The organism is Sphingobacterium sp. SGG-5 (assembly GCF_011043525.1).
Lineage (GTDB): Bacteria > Bacteroidota > Bacteroidia > Sphingobacteriales > Sphingobacteriaceae > Sphingobacterium.
Genome location: NZ_JAAKGO010000002.1, coordinates 246,619 through 263,373, shown reverse-complemented (window position 1 = coordinate 263,373; position 16,755 = coordinate 246,619). Strand labels below are relative to the sequence as shown.

Here is a 16,755-nt window from a genome sequence, read left to right as displayed (position 1 = left end):
ATTAACGATAAAAATGGAGGACGAGAGAATGACCATATTTCAATATACGATTTTACAGTTTTTGTGCTTAGGCCTTTGTCTGACCTTATGTATAGAGAATACATGGGCACAAGAACAGCTTTCCCGCCGGGCCCGTGCAGCCTTATATTATGAACGGATGGAGTATGCAAATGCCGCCGCCGCTTATGAGCGACTGCTAGATACCAAAAAGCCTCGTGTGAAGGACATGGAGAACCTAGCGAACAGTTACCTTTATATTAAGGAATATGGATTGGCTGAAAATTGGTATTCAAGGGTGGTGCGTGAATCGAATGCGAGCAAGGAGTCCCATCTCAAATATGCCGATGTATTGAAGCAATTGGGCAAGTATGCCCAGGCAAAAGAAGAATACCGAAAATATATTACCAAATATGGAGAGGAAGAAAGATTGCGGCGAGCGATTGCGGGCGCAGATTCGGCAATATCGTGGATGAAGCAGCCGACAAACCATAGGTTGCACAACGAAACAGAAGTGAATACTTCTTTGGCCGAATTTGGATTGATTACAACGAATAAGGGCGCGTTATATGTCGGCGAACCGAATAGCTTATTGTCTGATAAAAGCGGTATGACCGGACATGCGTATCTCCGCATCTATGCGGTAGAACGTCATGGTGACCAGACTTTGTCACACGCCAGCATCATGCCCGAGTCGTTTAACCAGTCCCTTTTTCATGTGGGACCCGTATCGACAAATAAAACCGGGGATGTCCTTTATGTAACACGTACAAATCCGGGGGATACCGAAACCGAGCATTTCCTTGCCGGTGGTACCAAATGGAAGCGTTATAATCTTGAACTTCTCCTCTACCGCAGGACAGAAAACGGGTGGCAAGAGGAAAGTTTTGCACACAACGATGTGACATCCTATTCCCTTGGACATGCGGTATTGAGTGCGGATGAGCAAGTCCTTTATTATGCTTCGGATATGTCGGGCGGTTATGGCGGGGTAGATATATGGTACAGTGAATTACTGCCAGACGGCAACTGGAGCAAACCCGTGAATGCTGGTGCGGAGGTTAATACGAGCGGCGATGAGATGTTTCCAAATGTATACGGAGAGACGCTTTACTTCTCGAGTACGGGACATATCGGTATGGGTGGACTGGATATCTTCCGTTCCACAGGGGAAAAGAACCGTTTTAGCAAGCCTGTTAATATGGGGTATCCTGTTAATTCCGCTTCAGATGACTTCTCTTTTTTTGTAACGGCCTCGGCGGATGAGAGTAGCCAAGGTTATCTATCTTCCAACCGTACCGGGGGAGTAGGCTCGGATGATATCTATTCTTTCCACTACACTCGCCCGTGGATTACGATTATGCTGGAGGCTGTGACACAGAATAAAGCCAACGGTGAATTACTGCCAGAATCTACAGTAACACTTTTCGGTCCGAAAGGTGAGATCGTAGCGAAAAGCCAGAGCGATAGTCGGGCAAAAGTAAGCTTTATGGCCGAGCCCGGCATAGATTACCGCTTATATGGTGAGAAAGAGGGCTTTTTTCCGGATTCACTGTTATTCGCGGGCCTGAAACCAAGCCGAGATACGACGGTTCGTTTGACGTTGAACCTGCAGCCGATATTCCATGTAGGAGATAAATTCGTCTTGGAGAATATTTATTACGACTTTGATAAACACAATATCCGCTTGGATGCAGCATTGATTCTGGACAAATTAGTGGCCACCATGCGTGACAACCCGACACTGAAGATAGAACTTTCCAGCCATACGGATAGTCGGGGTTCGCATCGTTATAATGAATCCCTATCCCAGCGTCGTGCTCAGGCTGCTGTGGACTATTTGGTTACCCGGGGGATTGCAAGAGACAGAATGGTAGCCAAGGGCTATGGAGAAACACGTTTGGTTAATAAATGTGCTGACGGCGTGCCATGTAGTGTAACCGAACATCAAGCTAATAGACGGACTGAGATAGAAGTGCTGGATTATTAACATGGTATTCCTACATCGTTATGCTGGGTTTATCAATTAGTATCTTTATTTTTAAGCGGTTTTTCCGTTTATAAAAAAGGTTATTATGATTTTGAGTATAGCTGAAAGGCATAAATATATATTGAATACACTTCATAAAGAAGGATTCGTAAAGGTAATAGATATCGCCAAAAAGTTAGATGTCACCACAGTTACGGTTCGGAAAGACCTTAAAGCATTAGAGGAGAAGGGCCTACTCTATCGTACGCATGGAAGTGCCAGTCCTGTTAATCCTCATATTGCAGACAAAAACGTAAGGGAGAAAGAAAAGATAAAAATTAAGGAAAAGCAGCTTATAGGGATTGCCGCATCGCGGTTAATTGAGGAGGATGATTCGATTATCATCAATTCGGGCTCGACAATATGTGCTTTTGCCGAACAGATTGAGCCAAAGGGTCAGTTGAGGGTGGTGACTTCTTCTATCCAGGCGACCTCGATATTGGGTGAAATGGAAGATGTGCATGTGTCGCAGCTTGGAGGTACATTGCGCCGCAGTTCGATGTCAGTTATCGGAAGCTATACGTTGAGCTTTTTAAAAAATATCACCTGCTCGAAGGTTTTTTTAGGTGTAGATGGCATAGATTCTGAGTTTGGTGTGACGACGTCTAATATTGAGGAAGCCGAACTTAATCGCGCGATGATGGACGTTTCGCTCAAGACCATCGTACTCTGCGATTCTTCGAAATTTGGACGAAAGGGGTTTGGCAAAATATGTGATGTGGATAAGATCGATATTGTCGTAACGGACCGTGGAATTTCTTCGTCGATGCAGCAGCTACTTGAGGAACATGGTGTCGAAGTGATTGTTGCCTGAAAATGATTATGCAACAGTTTTTAAGCGGAAATAGAGCATGCGAACCGATTACTTGTGCTCCGCAGGCGGTTGCTTCTGAGCCGGAGGCAACGGTTTGTGACGTGGAACCGATTGTTTGCACCACGCAGGTAATCGCTTCTGAGCCGGAGGCAACGGCTTCCACCTTGCAGAAAACGGTTTCCGTATCGGAAGTAACGGGTTGCGCTTCGTAGGTAACGGCTTCCGAGCCGGAGGTAACGGTTTGTGACGTGGAACCGATTCCTTGTACCACGCAGGCGATTGCTTCTAAGGCGGGAGTAACAGTTTATGACGTAGAACCAATTGCTTGCACCACGTAGGCGATTGCTTCCGAGGGCCAAATTAAGAAAAATTTTGGACAAAAAGTGTTATAATAGATGGAAGCGGAACTGATGGTGAGACAATAATGTAACTGATATACCATATTATAATAAAAACAATGGAAAACAAACAATCTATACTCCGGTATGTGCTCTGTGTTGGCGTGGGGTTGGTAACTTCCTCTTTTATTGGCAACCATTCTTCGGAGAAAGCCAATGATAAGACAAGCCTGCCAAATATTGTCATTATAAATATGGACGATCTGGGCTATGGCGATGTGGGGGCTTACGGGGCAACGGGTATCCCTACGCCGAATATGGACAGGCTTGCCAATGAGGGAATCCGTTTTACCAACGGCTATGCGACCTCCTCGACCTGCACGCCGAGCCGTTTCGGAATGCTGACGGGCGTATATCCCTGGCGCAACAGCGATGCAAAGATATTGCCGGGTACGGCTCCCTTGCTGATCGACACGGCCCAGCAGACCCTGCCCAAGATACTGCGGCAGGCGGGATACCGGACCGGTGTTGTGGGGAAATGGCACCTGGGTCTGGGTAGTGGTCATGTGGACTGGAACGGTCACATCAGTCCTGGACCGAATGAAGTAGGCTTCGACGAATCCTTTATTATGGCGGCTACGCAGGACCGGGTACCTACGGTATACATTGAGGACGGTCATGTGGTCGGTCGGGATGCCAAAGATCCCATCGAGGTCAGCTACGATCATAATTTCGAAGGTGAGCCTACCGGTCTGGACAATCCGGAACTGCTGAAGATGAAGTGGCACCACGGTCACAATCAGAGCATCGTGAACGGTATCCCGCGTATCGGTTATATGAAAGGAGGGGACAGGGCAAGATGGGTGGATGAGGATATGGCCGATACGTTCCTATCTAAGGCACAATCTTTTGTAAAGAAGCATAAATCGGAACCTTTCTTTCTTTACTATGCCATGCAGCAGCCGCATGTGCCCCGCACGCCCCATCCCCGATTTGTGGGCTCTACGGCTATGGGTCCGAGAGGGGATGTTATCGTAGAGGCCGACCACAGTGTGGGGGCCTTCTTAAAGACGCTGGAAGAAGAGGGACTGCTGGAAAACACGTTGATTATCTTTACGAGCGACAACGGCCCGGTGCTGAATGACGGCTATTATGACGATGCGGTAGAGAAGGTAGGGGAACATCGTCCTAACGGGCCGCTGCGTGGCGGAAAATACAGTCTTTATGAGGCGGGTGCCCGTGTACCGTTTGTGGTATATTGGAAAGGGAGGGTAGAACCCCAGGTATCGGATGCGGTGGTCTGCCAGCTTGATCTTCTGGCGTCATTTGCAGCGCTGACCGGGCAGTCGATCCAGGATGCCGACAGCCGTGACTATCTGGACGTGCTGCTGGGCAGATCGCAGCAGGGTCGTGATGCTTTGGTATTGGAGGCCAATTCCAAGACATTCCTTCGGCAGGGAGACTGGGTGATGGTACCTCCGTACCGGGGAGCTGCGTTGAACAGACAGGTGAACATCGAGCTTGGGAATTCGGATAAGTATCAACTGTACAATGTCAGAGAAGATGTCGGCCAACAGAACAACCTGGCGGAGCAGGAGCCGAACAGACTGGAGGAGATGAGGAAGTTGTATGGGGAGTTACGGGGTAACGCCCGTAATGAGGTTAAAGAACTGGAATTGCATTAGAGAATCTATCTGTACATAAAGATTTTACATTCTACATCGCTCTTGCGCGCTCATACGGCGGTGCAGAAGGATATAGCACCTTTTTTTGTCGGATAAATTTTTTTATTTTTGTACATACAATTGGTACTATAAACTCATTATGGAGAATTTAAACGGGCAGGATCTGCCCATAGATTATGTCCCTATTCTTATTCAACTGGCAGTAGCTGCGGGGTTTGGTGTGACGACGATTATCGGGACCCATTTATTGGGACCTAAAGTAAGAACGAAAAACAAACTCACGGCATTTGAATCGGGTATCGAAGTCGTCGGAAATGCGAGACAGCCTTTTTCAATCAAATATTTTCTCGTGGCGATCCTATTTGTAATTTTTGATATCGAGGTCATATTTATGTACCCGTGGGCAGTGAACTTTAGAGAGTTTGGGATGGAGGGACTGATCGAAATGTTCATTTTTATGGGACTTCTTCTTCTTGGGTTTATATACGTCGTTAAGAAAAGAGCCTTGGATTGGGATTAGATTGATTCTAAATATAATCGTGAGGTTGCGATGCGATGGAATAAAATATTATATTGGCCCGTTACAGGCTTGGAAATGAAGAGATATGAACTATGAGTAAGGTTACGTTAGCTGAAGCCCCCCCGGGAGTAGAAGGAGCTGGATTTTTTGCGACTTCTTTAGATAAAGTTATAGGCTTGGCGAGAGCAAATTCCCTATGGCCGCTACCTTTTGCCACGTCATGTTGTGGCATTGAATTTATGGCGACGATGGGATCTACATATGATTTGGCCCGTTTTGGTGCCGAACGACCGAGCTTTTCTCCGCGTCAGGCGGATATGTTGCTGGTGATGGGCACCATTGCGAAGAAAATGGCTCCGGTATTAAAACAAGTCTATATACAGATGGCCGAACCGAGATGGGTGATCGCAGTGGGTGCGTGTGCCTCAAGCGGGGGTATATTCGACACCTATTCTGTCCTACAGGGAATTGATGAAATTATTCCGGTAGATGTATATGTTCCGGGATGCCCTCCCCGGCCCGAGGCTATTTTAGATGGTGTGCTGAAATTGCAGGAAATTGTCAAAAGTGAATCCCTAAATAGAAGAAATACACCTGAGTATAAAGCATTGTTGGAAAAATACGGAATACAAACAGATAATGGATAAGTTAGACAATCAGGGTATTTGGAGGTCTCTTCAAGAGCAGTTTGCAGAACGAATTGGCCTTGTCGGTGAGCCCCACGGGTTGCTGACTATAACAACGACGAAAGAGCATATTATTGCGCTTCTTTCTTTTTTGAAAAATGATGAAAGGCTTCGGTTTACTTATCTGACGGATATTACTGCTGTGCATTATCCGCGACAAGAAAAGCCATTTGCTGTCGTATACCATGTACACAACCTGTTTCAGAATGTACGGGTACGTATCAAAGTGTTTATCGATGGCGACCAGCCGACTATCCCAACTGCAACCTCCGTTTGGGAAGGTGCCAATTGGATGGAAAGAGAAACGTATGACTTTTTTGGTATCGTATTCGAAGGCCACCCCGACTTGCGGCGTATATTGAATATGGATGAGCTGGACGTTTTTCCGATGCGTAGGGAATATCCACTGGAAGATCCAAACCGGGTGGATAAAAAAGATTTTTATTTTGGACGATAAATACGGAAAAGATGAGCAATTCCATAACAAAAATAACGCCTAATAACCCCGTCTTTTTTGATAATGATCCCCAAGAGGAATTGACGACGCTGAATATCGGGCCTACGCATCCGGCGACCCATGGTGTGTTTCAGAACGTATGTCAGATGGATGGCGAGCGTATCGTCAGTGCTGTATCCACGATCGGATATATTCATAGGGCATTTGAGAAAATAGCGGAGCATCGGCCCTTCTACCAGATTACACCGCTGACGGACAGGCTCAACTACTGTTCATCACCCATCAACAACATGGGCTATCACATGACGGTGGAAAAGTTGCTGAATATTGAGATTCCTAAGCGAGTACAATATATGCGTGTGATCGTTATGGAGTTGGCTCGGATTGCAGACCATATCATCTGTAATGGTATTTTAGGCGTTGACACGGGGGCTTTCTCCGGCTTCTTGTATGTGATGCAGGAGCGCGAGTTTATCTACGAAATATTTGAGGAAATATGTGGAGCGCGTCTGACAACAAATATTGGGAGGATCGGAGGCTTTGAGCGCGATTTCAACGACGTCGCCTTCCGCAAGATCAGAGAATTCCTGGACCGTTATCCACCAGTATTGAGAGAATTTGAAGAGCTTTTCGTCCGCAATAGAATATTTATCGAACGTACCGCAGGCGTCGCCGCGGTGACACCCGAACAGGCATTAAGCTACAGTTGGTCAGGACCGATCTTAAGGGCAACAGGTGTAGATTATGATGTGCGGGCAGTAGCGCCTTATTGTTCTTACGAAGAATTTGATTTTGAAGTACCTGTCGGTACCAATGGCGATGTTTACGATCGCTTCATGGTACGTAATGCAGAGATGTGGCAATCCATGCACATTATCGAACAGGCTTTAGAAAAGATAGCGAAAGAGCCAGCGGGTATTTTCCATGCCGATGTTCCGGAATTTTATTTGCCGCCGAAGGAACAGGTTTACAATAATATGGAGGCGCTTATCTATCATTTCAAGATAGTAATGGGCGAGTGGGAAACACCGATATCTGAAGTGTATCATGCCGTTGAAGGTGCAAATGGGGAGTTGGGGTTTTATCTGATTCATGACGGTGGACGTACACCTTATCGTCTGCATTTCAGGAGACCCTCTTTTGTAAATTATCAAATGTTTGCACCAATGAGCAGCGGTATGTTACTATCCGATGCCATTATCAATATGAGTAGTTTAAATGTTATTGCAGGAGAGTTAGATGCTTAGTATAAAAGAAAACCAACCCGTTGTATTCTCCGCCGAACTGTTAGCTAAGTTTGGAGAAATCGTAAGCCGGTATCCCGAGGGAAGACAAAAATCGGCTTTACTCCCCGTCTTGCATCTCGTGCAGGCCGAATATGGATGGGTGAGTACCGAAGCCATGGATGCGGTGGCGGCATATCTGAATATTAGGCCAATAGAAGTATATGAAGTGGCCACATTCTATACGATGTACTTTTTAGAACCTCGTGGGAAATATACATTGGAGGTCTGCCGTACAGGTCCTTGTTGTTTAGTCGGGGCAGAACGTATTATGAAACATATCGAACAGCGCTTGGGTGTCAGGGAGAATGAGGTAACGACGGATGGGTTATTTTCCTGGCGCGGGGTAGAATGCATGGCAGCATGCGGTTATGGTCCGGTATTACAAATTGGCCCGGAGTATACATTTTATGAAAACCTAACGGAGGAAAGTGTGGACCAGATGATCGACACTTTACGAAATAAAGCACAACACGAAGCTTAATCACTATGGGTCGCAAGTTATTATTAGAACATATCAACGTACCGGACATACATACTTTGGCGGTTTACCGTCAACAGGGAGGATACCGGGCCGTAGAAAAGGCGTTGAAGTCAATGTCGCCCGAAGATGTGCTGGAGGAGGTCAAGAAATCTGGCCTACGGGGGCGCGGTGGCGCAGGCTTCCCGACGGGCTTGAAATGGAGTTTTTTGGCGAAGCCAGAGGGTGTTCCGCGCTATTTGGTCTGCAACGCTGACGAATCGGAGCCGGGAACATTCAAAGACAGGTATCTGATGACGCATATCCCACATATCCTGATTGAAGGGATGATCGTGTCGAGCTATGCATTGGGTGCCCATACGTCCTATATTTATGTGCGGGGCGAAATGATGCCTCAGATCCGTATCCTTGAAAAAGCAATTGCTGAAGCAAAAGCCGCGGGCTTACTCGGACAGAATATATTAGGCTCCGGATATAGTTTAGAGCTGTATGTACAACCTGGAGGAGGTGCATACATCTGTGGTGAGGAAACGGCTTTATTGGAGTCGTTGGAAGGAAAAAGGGGAAACCCCCGTATCAAACCTCCATTTCCGGCCGTATCTGGGCTTTACGGCTGTCCGACAGTTGTCAATAATGTGGAATCTATAGCAGCGACTGTACCTATTATAAATGATGGAGGCGAAGAATATGCCAAGATTGGAATCGATAGGAGTACGGGTACAAAGCTGATATCAGCGAGTGGTAATATCAATAAGCCGGGCGTTTATGAGATAGAATTGGGTGTTCCGGTAGAGGAGTTTATATATTCCGACGAATATTGTGGCGGTATTGCCAACGGTAAACGTCTAAAGGCGTTAGTTGCAGGAGGATCCTCGGTGCCGATTTTGCCGGCAAACCTTGTGGCGAAAACACTGACCGGAGGCGATCGGTTAATGACCTATGAGTCGCTTGCGGATGGTGGCTTCCAAAGTGGAACGATGTTGGGCTCGGGTGGATTTATTGTGTTTGATGAGGATCAATGTATTGTACGCAATACGTGGAACTTTACGCGTTTCTATCGCCACGAGAGTTGTGGCCAATGTTCGCCTTGTCGTGAAGGTACGGGTTGGATGGAAAACATTCTTCACAAAATCGAGCATGGACAGGGATCGATGGAAGATATTGATCTGTTGTGGAACATACAACGTAATATTGAAGGAAATACAATCTGTCCTTTAGGCGATGCGGCGGCGTGGCCGGTGGCTGCTGCCATACGGCATTTTAGAGACGAATTTGAATGGCATATCACGCACCGCGAAGAGGCACAACAGCATAATTACGGATTGGCACACTATGCCGACCCGTTGGAGCCTGTAGCACAATAGGGAAGGTGATTTTTTTAAAAGAAAGCAGATATAATGGCTGAAGAAGAAGTAAAACTGACAGTAACTATTGATGGAATTCCGGTGGAAGTTGCTCCGGGAACCACGATTCTGAATGCCGCACGTCAGATAGGTGGAGATATTGTGCCTCCTGCCATGTGTTATTACTCGACATTAGAAGGATCCGGCGGTAAATGCCGTACATGTTTGGTAAAAGTATCCAAAGGCTCAGAGAAAGACCCGAGACCGATGCCGAAACTGGTGGCCTCCTGCCGTACGACGGTAATGGACGGCATGGAGGTACAGAATATCTCTTCTCCGGAAGTGCTGGATGCCCGAAAAAGTGTCGTAGAATTTCTCTTGATCAATCACCCTTTGGACTGTCCTGTCTGCGACCAGGCAGGGGAGTGTAAATTGCAGGATCTGAGCTATGAGCATGGTGTGGCGCAAACGCAGTTTGAATTTAGGAAACGTACTTTTGAGCCCATCGACATCGGTGATAAGATTCAGTTGCACATGAATCGCTGCATACTCTGCTACCGTTGCGTGTACGTGGCCAATCAATTAACCGATGGACGAGAGCACGGTATTTTGGGTCGAGGAGACCATGCTGAAATCTCGACGTATATCCATAAGGGTTTAAATAATGACTTCATCGGAAATGTCATCGATGTATGTCCGGTGGGGGCGCTTACGGATAAGACCTTCCGGTTTAAGAACCGCGTGTGGTTTACCAAACCGGTAGATGCACATCGTGACTGTCCGACATGTTCGGGTAAAGTAACGTTATGGTATAAGGGTGCGGAGGTATTGCGTGTGACGGGACGTAAGGATGAATATGGTGAAGTGAAGGAGTTTATCTGTAATACCTGTCGTTTTGAGACTAAAAAAACGGCGGATTGGATTTTGGAAGAACCTACACCGGTAGATCATGAATCGGTTATTAGCGCCAATCACTACTATACGTTCAATCCCCCGGCGGTCATTGAGGAAAGTAAGAAATTGCAGGAGGCCAATGAAGAACAACTGGCCCGAACAGAACGATTAAAATAAGCGAGGATGGAAGTAGCTTTTATTTTAGAGAAATTAATTTTGGTGGTTATCGTCTTTGTCATCACATTGGTTATAGCTATGTATTCGACGTTGGCAGAGCGGAAAATTGCAGGCTTTATGCAAGATCGGCATGGGCCAGACCGGGCGGGGATATTTGGATTGTTACAACCTTTGTGTGATGGCGGTAAGTTCTTCTTTAAAGAGGAGATCATTCCAGCTTATGCGCATAAGACTTTATTTGTCTTAGGTCCGGTAATTGCTATCATCACGGCTTGCATTACTTCGGCAGTGATTCCCTGGGGGCAGGAACTGACAATAGGCGACCGAACCGTCAGCCTGCAAGTGGCCGACGTCAATATCGGCGTGCTCTATGTTTTTGGTGTCATCGCCTTGGGCGTATATGGTATTATGCTCGGCGGATGGGCGTCCAACAACAAGTTTGCGCTCATGGGAGCTATTCGTGCGGCTTCTCAGAGTATCAGTTATGAGATCGGCATGGGACTGTCGCTGATCGCATTACTCATGGTAACAGGAACGTTGTCTGTAGGTGAGATCGTGGCGCAACAATCGGGTTTTGTAAACTGGAACATCTGGGTGCAGCCGCTTGGATTCCTGATCTTCATTACCTGTGCTTTTGCAGAGTGTAACCGTGTACCTTTTGACCTGCCGGAATGTGAGACCGAATTGGTAGGAGGCTATCATACGGAGTATTCCTCCATGAAATTAGGGTTGTACATGTTTTCCGAATATATCAACATGTTTGTGTCTTCGGCGCTGATGGCTTCCTTGTATTTTGGAGGATATAACTTCCCTTTCATGTATGATTTAGGTCTATCGTCCAACTGGATCACAATTATCGGAGTCATCGTATTCTTTTTGAAAATATTCGGATTTATCTTTTTCTTTATGTGGATCCGTTGGACGTTACCCCGGTTTCGGTACGATCAATTGATGAATTTGGGATGGAAAGTGTTGATCCCGCTTGCTATCGCCAATATCGTATTGACAGGGGTATTCTCTATTATAAAAGATACGTATTTTTAGTATTTAGTATTTAGATATTAGATAAAAGACGAGAAGAATGAGAGAAGCAGAAGCCGTACAAAAGCAAAGAATGCTGCCTCAAAAATTTTGGCAATAGCAGTGGGAGGCACTATCCATACAGCCAAAAGTTTTAAGCAGCGAGTTTTTTGTTACTTTTTTGACGGCCAAAAAAGTAAAAGAGTAAAGAGATTTGAGAGGTTAAACAAAGAGAGATATGCAGTCATTAAGCAATAGAAAAAGGGTGATAGAGCAAAAGCCGATGAATATATGGGAACGCATATATTTACCTGCTATTGTCAAAGGGCTTTCAATTACTATTAAGCATTTTTTTAAGAAAATCCCGACCATAAAATATCCGGAACAGATCAGGCCTTATTCGAAGAATTTCCGGGGGCAGCATTCGTTGAAACGAGACGAGATGGGCAGAGAGCGCTGTACCGCCTGTGGCCTATGTGCATTGTCTTGCCCTGCGGAGGCCATCACCATGGTAGCGGCGGAAAGGAAAAAGGGAGAGGAACATCTATACCGAGAAGAAAAGTATGCAGCCGTGTACGAGATCAATATGTTACGCTGTATTTTCTGTGGATTATGTGAAGAGGCCTGTCCGAAGGAAGCCATATATTTGGATGGCTCACACGTGACAGCGGATTATTTACGGAAAGACTTTATATACGGTAAGGACAAATTGGTGGAACCGAAATTTGATATTACCCAACTCAAACAGGAAAATAAATAAGCTGATGACTATATTCTACTTTGTAGCTTTTTTGTCGATCTTCTTTGCGCTGATGACCATCTTCACAAAGAATCCGGTACATAGCGTACTGTATCTGGTAATCACCTTTTTTACCTTTACCATACATTATATCTTACTTAATGCACAGTTTTTGGCTGTAGTCAATTTTATTGTCTACATGGGTGCAATTATGGTATTGTTTCTCTTTGTGCTCATGTTGCTGAACCTGAATAAAGATACCGAACCCATGAAGTCGAATTTGGTAAAGATCATGGGCACTATTGCGGGCATGTGTCTTATCGCAACTGTCTTAGGAGCGCTTAAGGTCATCGAAACAAATAATGGTTTTGTAACGGGCAATACGGATTTTGGTTTGGTCAAGAATTTGGGGAAAATATTGTTCGATGAATTTTTGTTACCATTCGAGCTTTCCTCCATTCTGTTATTAACAGCCATGGTGGGAGCCATATTATTAGCTAAAAAAGATAAGAAAGAAGCCTGATGGATCATATTGTTCAAAATATACAAGGAATACCATTAAATCATTATTTGATTTTTTGCAGTATTGTTTTTGCGATCGGAGTGATCGGCGTTTTGATTCGGAGAAATGTCATCATCATTATGATGTCTATCGAATTGATGTTGAACTCCGTTAACCTGTTGTTGGCTGCTTTTTCGGCTTATCGCGGAGATGCCAGTGGACAGGTTTTTGTATTTTTCGTGATGGCTTTAGCTGCGGCAGAGGTCGCGGTGGGTTTAGCTATCGTCATTATGGTCTATAGAAATACGAAATCCGTGGATTTGGAATCCTTGAGTAAATTACGATGGTAGGGATAGTATAGGATAATGAAAAAATACATGGTTTTTTACTTTTTAATTTTGCCTTTTTAATTAGTTATATGATAGAACTTATTTGGTTAATTCCTTTATTACCGTTGTTGGGTTTTCTGATAAATGGACTGGGGCAAAATGTCCTGCCAAAACCGCTTATCGGTATATTAGGCAGTGGCGTAGTATTCGCTTCTTTTTTGATAAGCTGTGTTCTTTTTGGAGAGGTAAATACCGCACGGAGTGCAGGCGAAGCAGGGACTTTTACCTACCAGCTGTTTGACTGGATATCCGTGGGGAGTTTTAATCTTTCGTTTTCCTTTTTACTCGATCCGCTGAGCGCTATTATGTTGCTTATCGTGACAGGAATAGGGTTTTTAATCCATTTATATTCCTACAGTTATATGGAACACGACGAAGGTTTTGGCAAGTTTTTTTCGTATCTTAACTTGTTCATTTTCTTTATGTTGCTGCTCGTATTAGGATCAAATTATCTCATTATGTTCATAGGTTGGGAAGGTGTAGGACTTTGTTCTTATCTTTTGATAGGCTTCTGGTATAAAAACGTGGACTATTCGTCTGCAGCGAAGAAAGCTTTCGTTATGAATAGAATAGGTGATCTCGGCTTTTTGATTGCCGTTTTTGCGATCATTGCCACATTTGGGTCATTGGAATTCGGGGAAGTACTTCCTGCTGCTGCGCAGCTGCCCATGGGGGATACCGCACTTCTACTTATTACCTTGATGTTGTTTATTGCAGCCACAGGGAAATCAGCGCAGCTACCTTTATTCACCTGGTTGCCTGATGCTATGGCTGGACCGACGCCTGTCTCTGCACTGATTCACGCGGCTACGATGGTGACTGCCGGAATCTATATGATTGCCCGATCCAATATCCTGTTTACCCTATCGCCGATTACTATGCAGATTATCGCGGTCGTCGGTCTGGCAACAGCATTGCTGGCGGCATGTATTGCTATCACCCAAAATGATATCAAGAAAGTGTTGGCCTATTCCACCGTGTCACAGTTGGGTTATATGTTCTTGGGCTTAGGTGTGGGTGCATTCACTGGGGCATTTTTCCATGTATTGACGCATGCCTTCTTCAAGGCCCTGCTATTCTTGGGGGCTGGCTCGGTTATTCATGCCATGAGCAACGAGCAAGATATGCGTATGATGGGAGGATTGAAAAAGAAATTACCTATTACTTATATAACCATGTTAATAGGTACCATTGCAATAGCTGGTATTCCACCATTATCCGGTTTCTTCTCGAAAGATGAGATTTTAGCCTATGCTTTTTTTGCTAGCCCCGTATTTTGGGTGTTAGGCTTTATCGGGGCATTATTTACGGCATTTTATATGTTTCGTCTGTTGGCCCTTACTTTCTTTGGGAAATTCAGAGGTACGGAGGAGCAAAAACATCACGTGCATGAGTCGCCGTGGCAGATGACGCTGCCCCTAATCGTGTTAGCCGTTTTTGCAGCTGTCGGTGGATGTTTGAACATTCCGGCGGCCTTGCATGGAAATAGCTGGCTTGCCCAGTTCCTTGCCCCGATTTTTGCAGATAGTCAAACTATAGCGCAACCCTTTCATCTGGAGCACACAACCGAGTATATATTAATGGCGGCATCGACAGTAGGTGCGTTAGCCATGGCTTTCTACGCCATTAATACGTATCGGCGTAATGTATCGGTCACAGATACTTCAAAAGGTGGGGTGTTATACAAGCTATCTTATCATAAGTTCTATATCGATGAAATCTATCAAGCACTTGTTGTGAAGCCGTTGGATGCTGCATCACGAGCTTTTTATAAGGTGGTGGATCGGGACGGGATTGATCGGTTGGTGCATGCGGTAGGAGATTTTTTCATCCTATCGGGCAGAGGTATCCGTCAGGTTCAGAATGGACACGTCGGGTTCTATATATTTATGATGGTCGTGGGTGTTATTGCGATTATGGTATACGGATTTTTGCATGTTTAGTTTTTTAATGAATGGATAACTTATTTATACTGCTGTTATTTCCTACGTTGAGTGCAATAGTGCTTAGCTTTGTCAAATCTTCCTCGTTGGCCAGAGGATTTGGACTTGGGGCATCGTTGGTTCAGTTGGCATTGACGATACCGTTTGTCTGTGCTTTTATACCAAATGCCGAGGTTCAGTTTGAACAAGCGCTTCCTTGGATTTCTACCCTAGGTATTTCTTTTCATATCGGTATAGATGGCATTAGCCTTCCATTGGTTTTGTTGACCAATGTGCTTATCCCTTTGATCATCTTGTCTGGTTTTAGAAAACAGCATACCGGTAGTTTCTATGCCTTGATTCTATTTATGCAAACCGGGCTGTTACTGGTATTTACGGCTTTAGATGCGTTTAGCTTTTATGTAGGATGGGAAATTGCGTTGATACCCATATATTTTATCTGTGCCTTATGGGGCGGACCCGATCGTATACGGGTCAATTTGAAATTCTTCGTGTACACGTTTTTGGGTAGTATCTTTATGCTGATCGGTATTATTTATTTGTATCAGCAAAATCCGAATAAAGATTTTGAATGGACTTCTTTCATTCATCTTATCCTGAGCGAGTCCGAACAGCGATGGTTATTTTGGGCATTCTTTTTGGCTTTCGCGATTAAAATCCCGATCCTTCCATTCCATACTTGGCAGCCAGATACATATACCAATGCACCAGCAGCGGGTACTATGCTCTTAGCGGGTATTATGTTGAAAATGGGGGTATATGGATTAATCCGCTGGTTAATACCTATTGTACCTGCCGGGGTTGCTGCCTACGGGTCGTTGGTATTCGTATTATGTATCGTGGGTATTGTCTACGCTTCTATCATTGCATTTCAACAGCAAGATGCTAAACGCCTTATCGCCTATTCGTCTATAGCCCACGTGGGATTAATTAGTGCTGGCGTATTTGCATGGAATACGACAGGTTTGCAGGGTGCCATCCTTCAAATGGTCAATCACGGTATCATTGTCGTTGGCTTATTTTTCGTTATTGATATTCTGGAAGACAGAACAGGTACACGTCTACTGGATGGGTTGGGCGGACTTGCTGACCGCATGAAGAAACTGGCCGCTTTTTTCTTAATTATTATTATGGCCGGCATAGGACTACCCCTTACGAATGGCTTTATCGGCGAGTTTCTCCTGTTAAAAGGCTTGTTCCAAGTCCATGTCTGGGCCATGGCAGTGGCTGGTCTTACGCTTATTTTTGGCGCCGTCTATATGTTGCGGTTATTCCAGAAAACGATGTTGGGGCCAATGGAATCAAAGTATGGGGCCGTGAAGGATATAAATGGGTATGAAGTGTTATTATTGGGCGTGGTCGTCATTTTGATTATCGTTATTGGTGTTTATCCCAACGCATTACTTCGATTGTCGGAGGCATCTGTAACACGTTTAGTTCAACAAATCAGTTTTTAAG

The 16,755-nt window shown here is 45.1% G+C and carries 17 protein-coding genes; all 17 read left to right on the top strand.

Annotation, left to right across the window (positions count from 1 at the left end; all coding sequences use genetic code 11):
* Nucleotides 1-13: 13 nt before the first annotated feature.
* The 17 genes from G5B30_RS03415 (at nt 14) to G5B30_RS03335 (ending at nt 16,754) form a co-directional block, all read left to right on the top strand.
* The gene (locus G5B30_RS03415) at nt 14-1,987 is read left to right on the top strand and encodes an OmpA family protein (protein WP_240903083.1); all 1,974 of its coding nucleotides are present in this window, start codon (nt 14-16) and stop codon (nt 1,985-1,987) included.
* Nucleotides 1,988-2,072: 85 nt separating this feature from the next.
* Nucleotides 2,073-2,840, top strand: coding sequence for a DeoR/GlpR family DNA-binding transcription regulator (locus G5B30_RS03410; protein WP_206367000.1), 768 nt, complete (start codon nt 2,073-2,075; stop codon nt 2,838-2,840).
* 8 nt (nt 2,841-2,848) lie between these two features.
* Nucleotides 2,849-3,052, top strand: a complete 204-nt coding sequence (locus G5B30_RS03405) for a hypothetical protein (RefSeq protein WP_165318555.1) — start codon at nt 2,849-2,851, stop codon at nt 3,050-3,052.
* Between the two features lie 245 nt (nt 3,053-3,297).
* Nucleotides 3,298-4,863 carry a sulfatase family protein gene (locus G5B30_RS03400; protein ID WP_165318554.1) on the top strand — a complete coding sequence of 522 codons (1,566 nt, stop codon included), beginning with the start codon at nt 3,298-3,300 and terminating at the stop codon, nt 4,861-4,863.
* A 139-nt stretch (nt 4,864-5,002) separates the two neighbouring features.
* The gene (locus G5B30_RS03395; protein ID WP_165318553.1) at nt 5,003-5,383 is read left to right on the top strand and encodes an NADH-quinone oxidoreductase subunit A; all 381 of its coding nucleotides are present in this window, start codon (nt 5,003-5,005) and stop codon (nt 5,381-5,383) included.
* Nucleotides 5,384-5,475: 92 nt separating this feature from the next.
* A complete protein-coding gene (locus tag G5B30_RS03390) occupies nt 5,476-6,030 on the top strand; it encodes an NADH-quinone oxidoreductase subunit B (protein WP_165318552.1) in 555 nt (184 codons plus the stop codon).
* Entirely contained in the window at nt 6,023-6,526 is a 504-nt protein-coding gene (locus G5B30_RS03385) for an NADH-quinone oxidoreductase subunit C (protein WP_165318551.1), read from the top strand. The genes G5B30_RS03390 and G5B30_RS03385 overlap by 8 nt, the downstream gene beginning before the upstream one ends.
* A gap of 11 nt (nt 6,527-6,537) precedes the next feature.
* A complete protein-coding gene (locus tag G5B30_RS03380) occupies nt 6,538-7,773 on the top strand; it encodes an NADH-quinone oxidoreductase subunit D (RefSeq protein ID WP_206366999.1) in 1,236 nt (411 codons plus the stop codon).
* On the top strand, nt 7,766-8,293 hold the full coding sequence (gene nuoE, locus G5B30_RS03375; RefSeq protein ID WP_165318550.1) for a complex I 24 kDa subunit family protein: 528 nt from the start codon (nt 7,766-7,768) through the stop codon (nt 8,291-8,293). Before G5B30_RS03380 ends, nuoE begins: the two co-directional genes overlap by 8 nt.
* A 5-nt stretch (nt 8,294-8,298) precedes the next feature.
* On the top strand, nt 8,299-9,654 hold the full coding sequence (gene nuoF, locus G5B30_RS03370; RefSeq protein ID WP_165318549.1) for an NADH-quinone oxidoreductase subunit NuoF: 1,356 nt from the start codon (nt 8,299-8,301) through the stop codon (nt 9,652-9,654).
* Nucleotides 9,655-9,687: 33 nt separating this feature from the next.
* Nucleotides 9,688-10,704, top strand: a complete 1,017-nt coding sequence (locus tag G5B30_RS03365) for a 2Fe-2S iron-sulfur cluster-binding protein (RefSeq protein WP_206366998.1) — start codon at nt 9,688-9,690, stop codon at nt 10,702-10,704.
* A gap of 6 nt (nt 10,705-10,710) precedes the next feature.
* Nucleotides 10,711-11,748 (top strand): NADH-quinone oxidoreductase subunit NuoH, encoded by a 1,038-nt coding sequence (gene nuoH / locus G5B30_RS03360; protein WP_165318548.1) that lies wholly within the window; start codon nt 10,711-10,713, stop codon nt 11,746-11,748.
* A 214-nt stretch (nt 11,749-11,962) separates the two neighbouring features.
* Entirely contained in the window at nt 11,963-12,484 is a 522-nt protein-coding gene (locus G5B30_RS03355; protein ID WP_165318547.1) for a NuoI/complex I 23 kDa subunit family protein, read from the top strand.
* Between the two features lie 4 nt (nt 12,485-12,488).
* Nucleotides 12,489-12,986, top strand: coding sequence for an NADH-quinone oxidoreductase subunit J (locus G5B30_RS03350; protein WP_165318546.1), 498 nt, complete (start codon nt 12,489-12,491; stop codon nt 12,984-12,986).
* Nucleotides 12,986-13,315, top strand: coding sequence for an NADH-quinone oxidoreductase subunit NuoK (nuoK, locus tag G5B30_RS03345; protein ID WP_165318545.1), 330 nt, complete (start codon nt 12,986-12,988; stop codon nt 13,313-13,315). Before G5B30_RS03350 ends, nuoK begins: the two co-directional genes overlap by 1 nt.
* 68 nt (nt 13,316-13,383) lie before the next feature.
* On the top strand, nt 13,384-15,297 hold the full coding sequence (gene nuoL, locus G5B30_RS03340) for an NADH-quinone oxidoreductase subunit L (RefSeq protein WP_165318544.1): 1,914 nt from the start codon (nt 13,384-13,386) through the stop codon (nt 15,295-15,297).
* A gap of 11 nt (nt 15,298-15,308) precedes the next feature.
* Nucleotides 15,309-16,754: a NuoM family protein gene (locus tag G5B30_RS03335; protein ID WP_165318543.1), complete on the top strand. Its 1,446-nt coding sequence runs from the start codon at nt 15,309-15,311 to the stop codon at nt 16,752-16,754.
* Nucleotide 16,755: the final 1 nt, after the last annotated feature.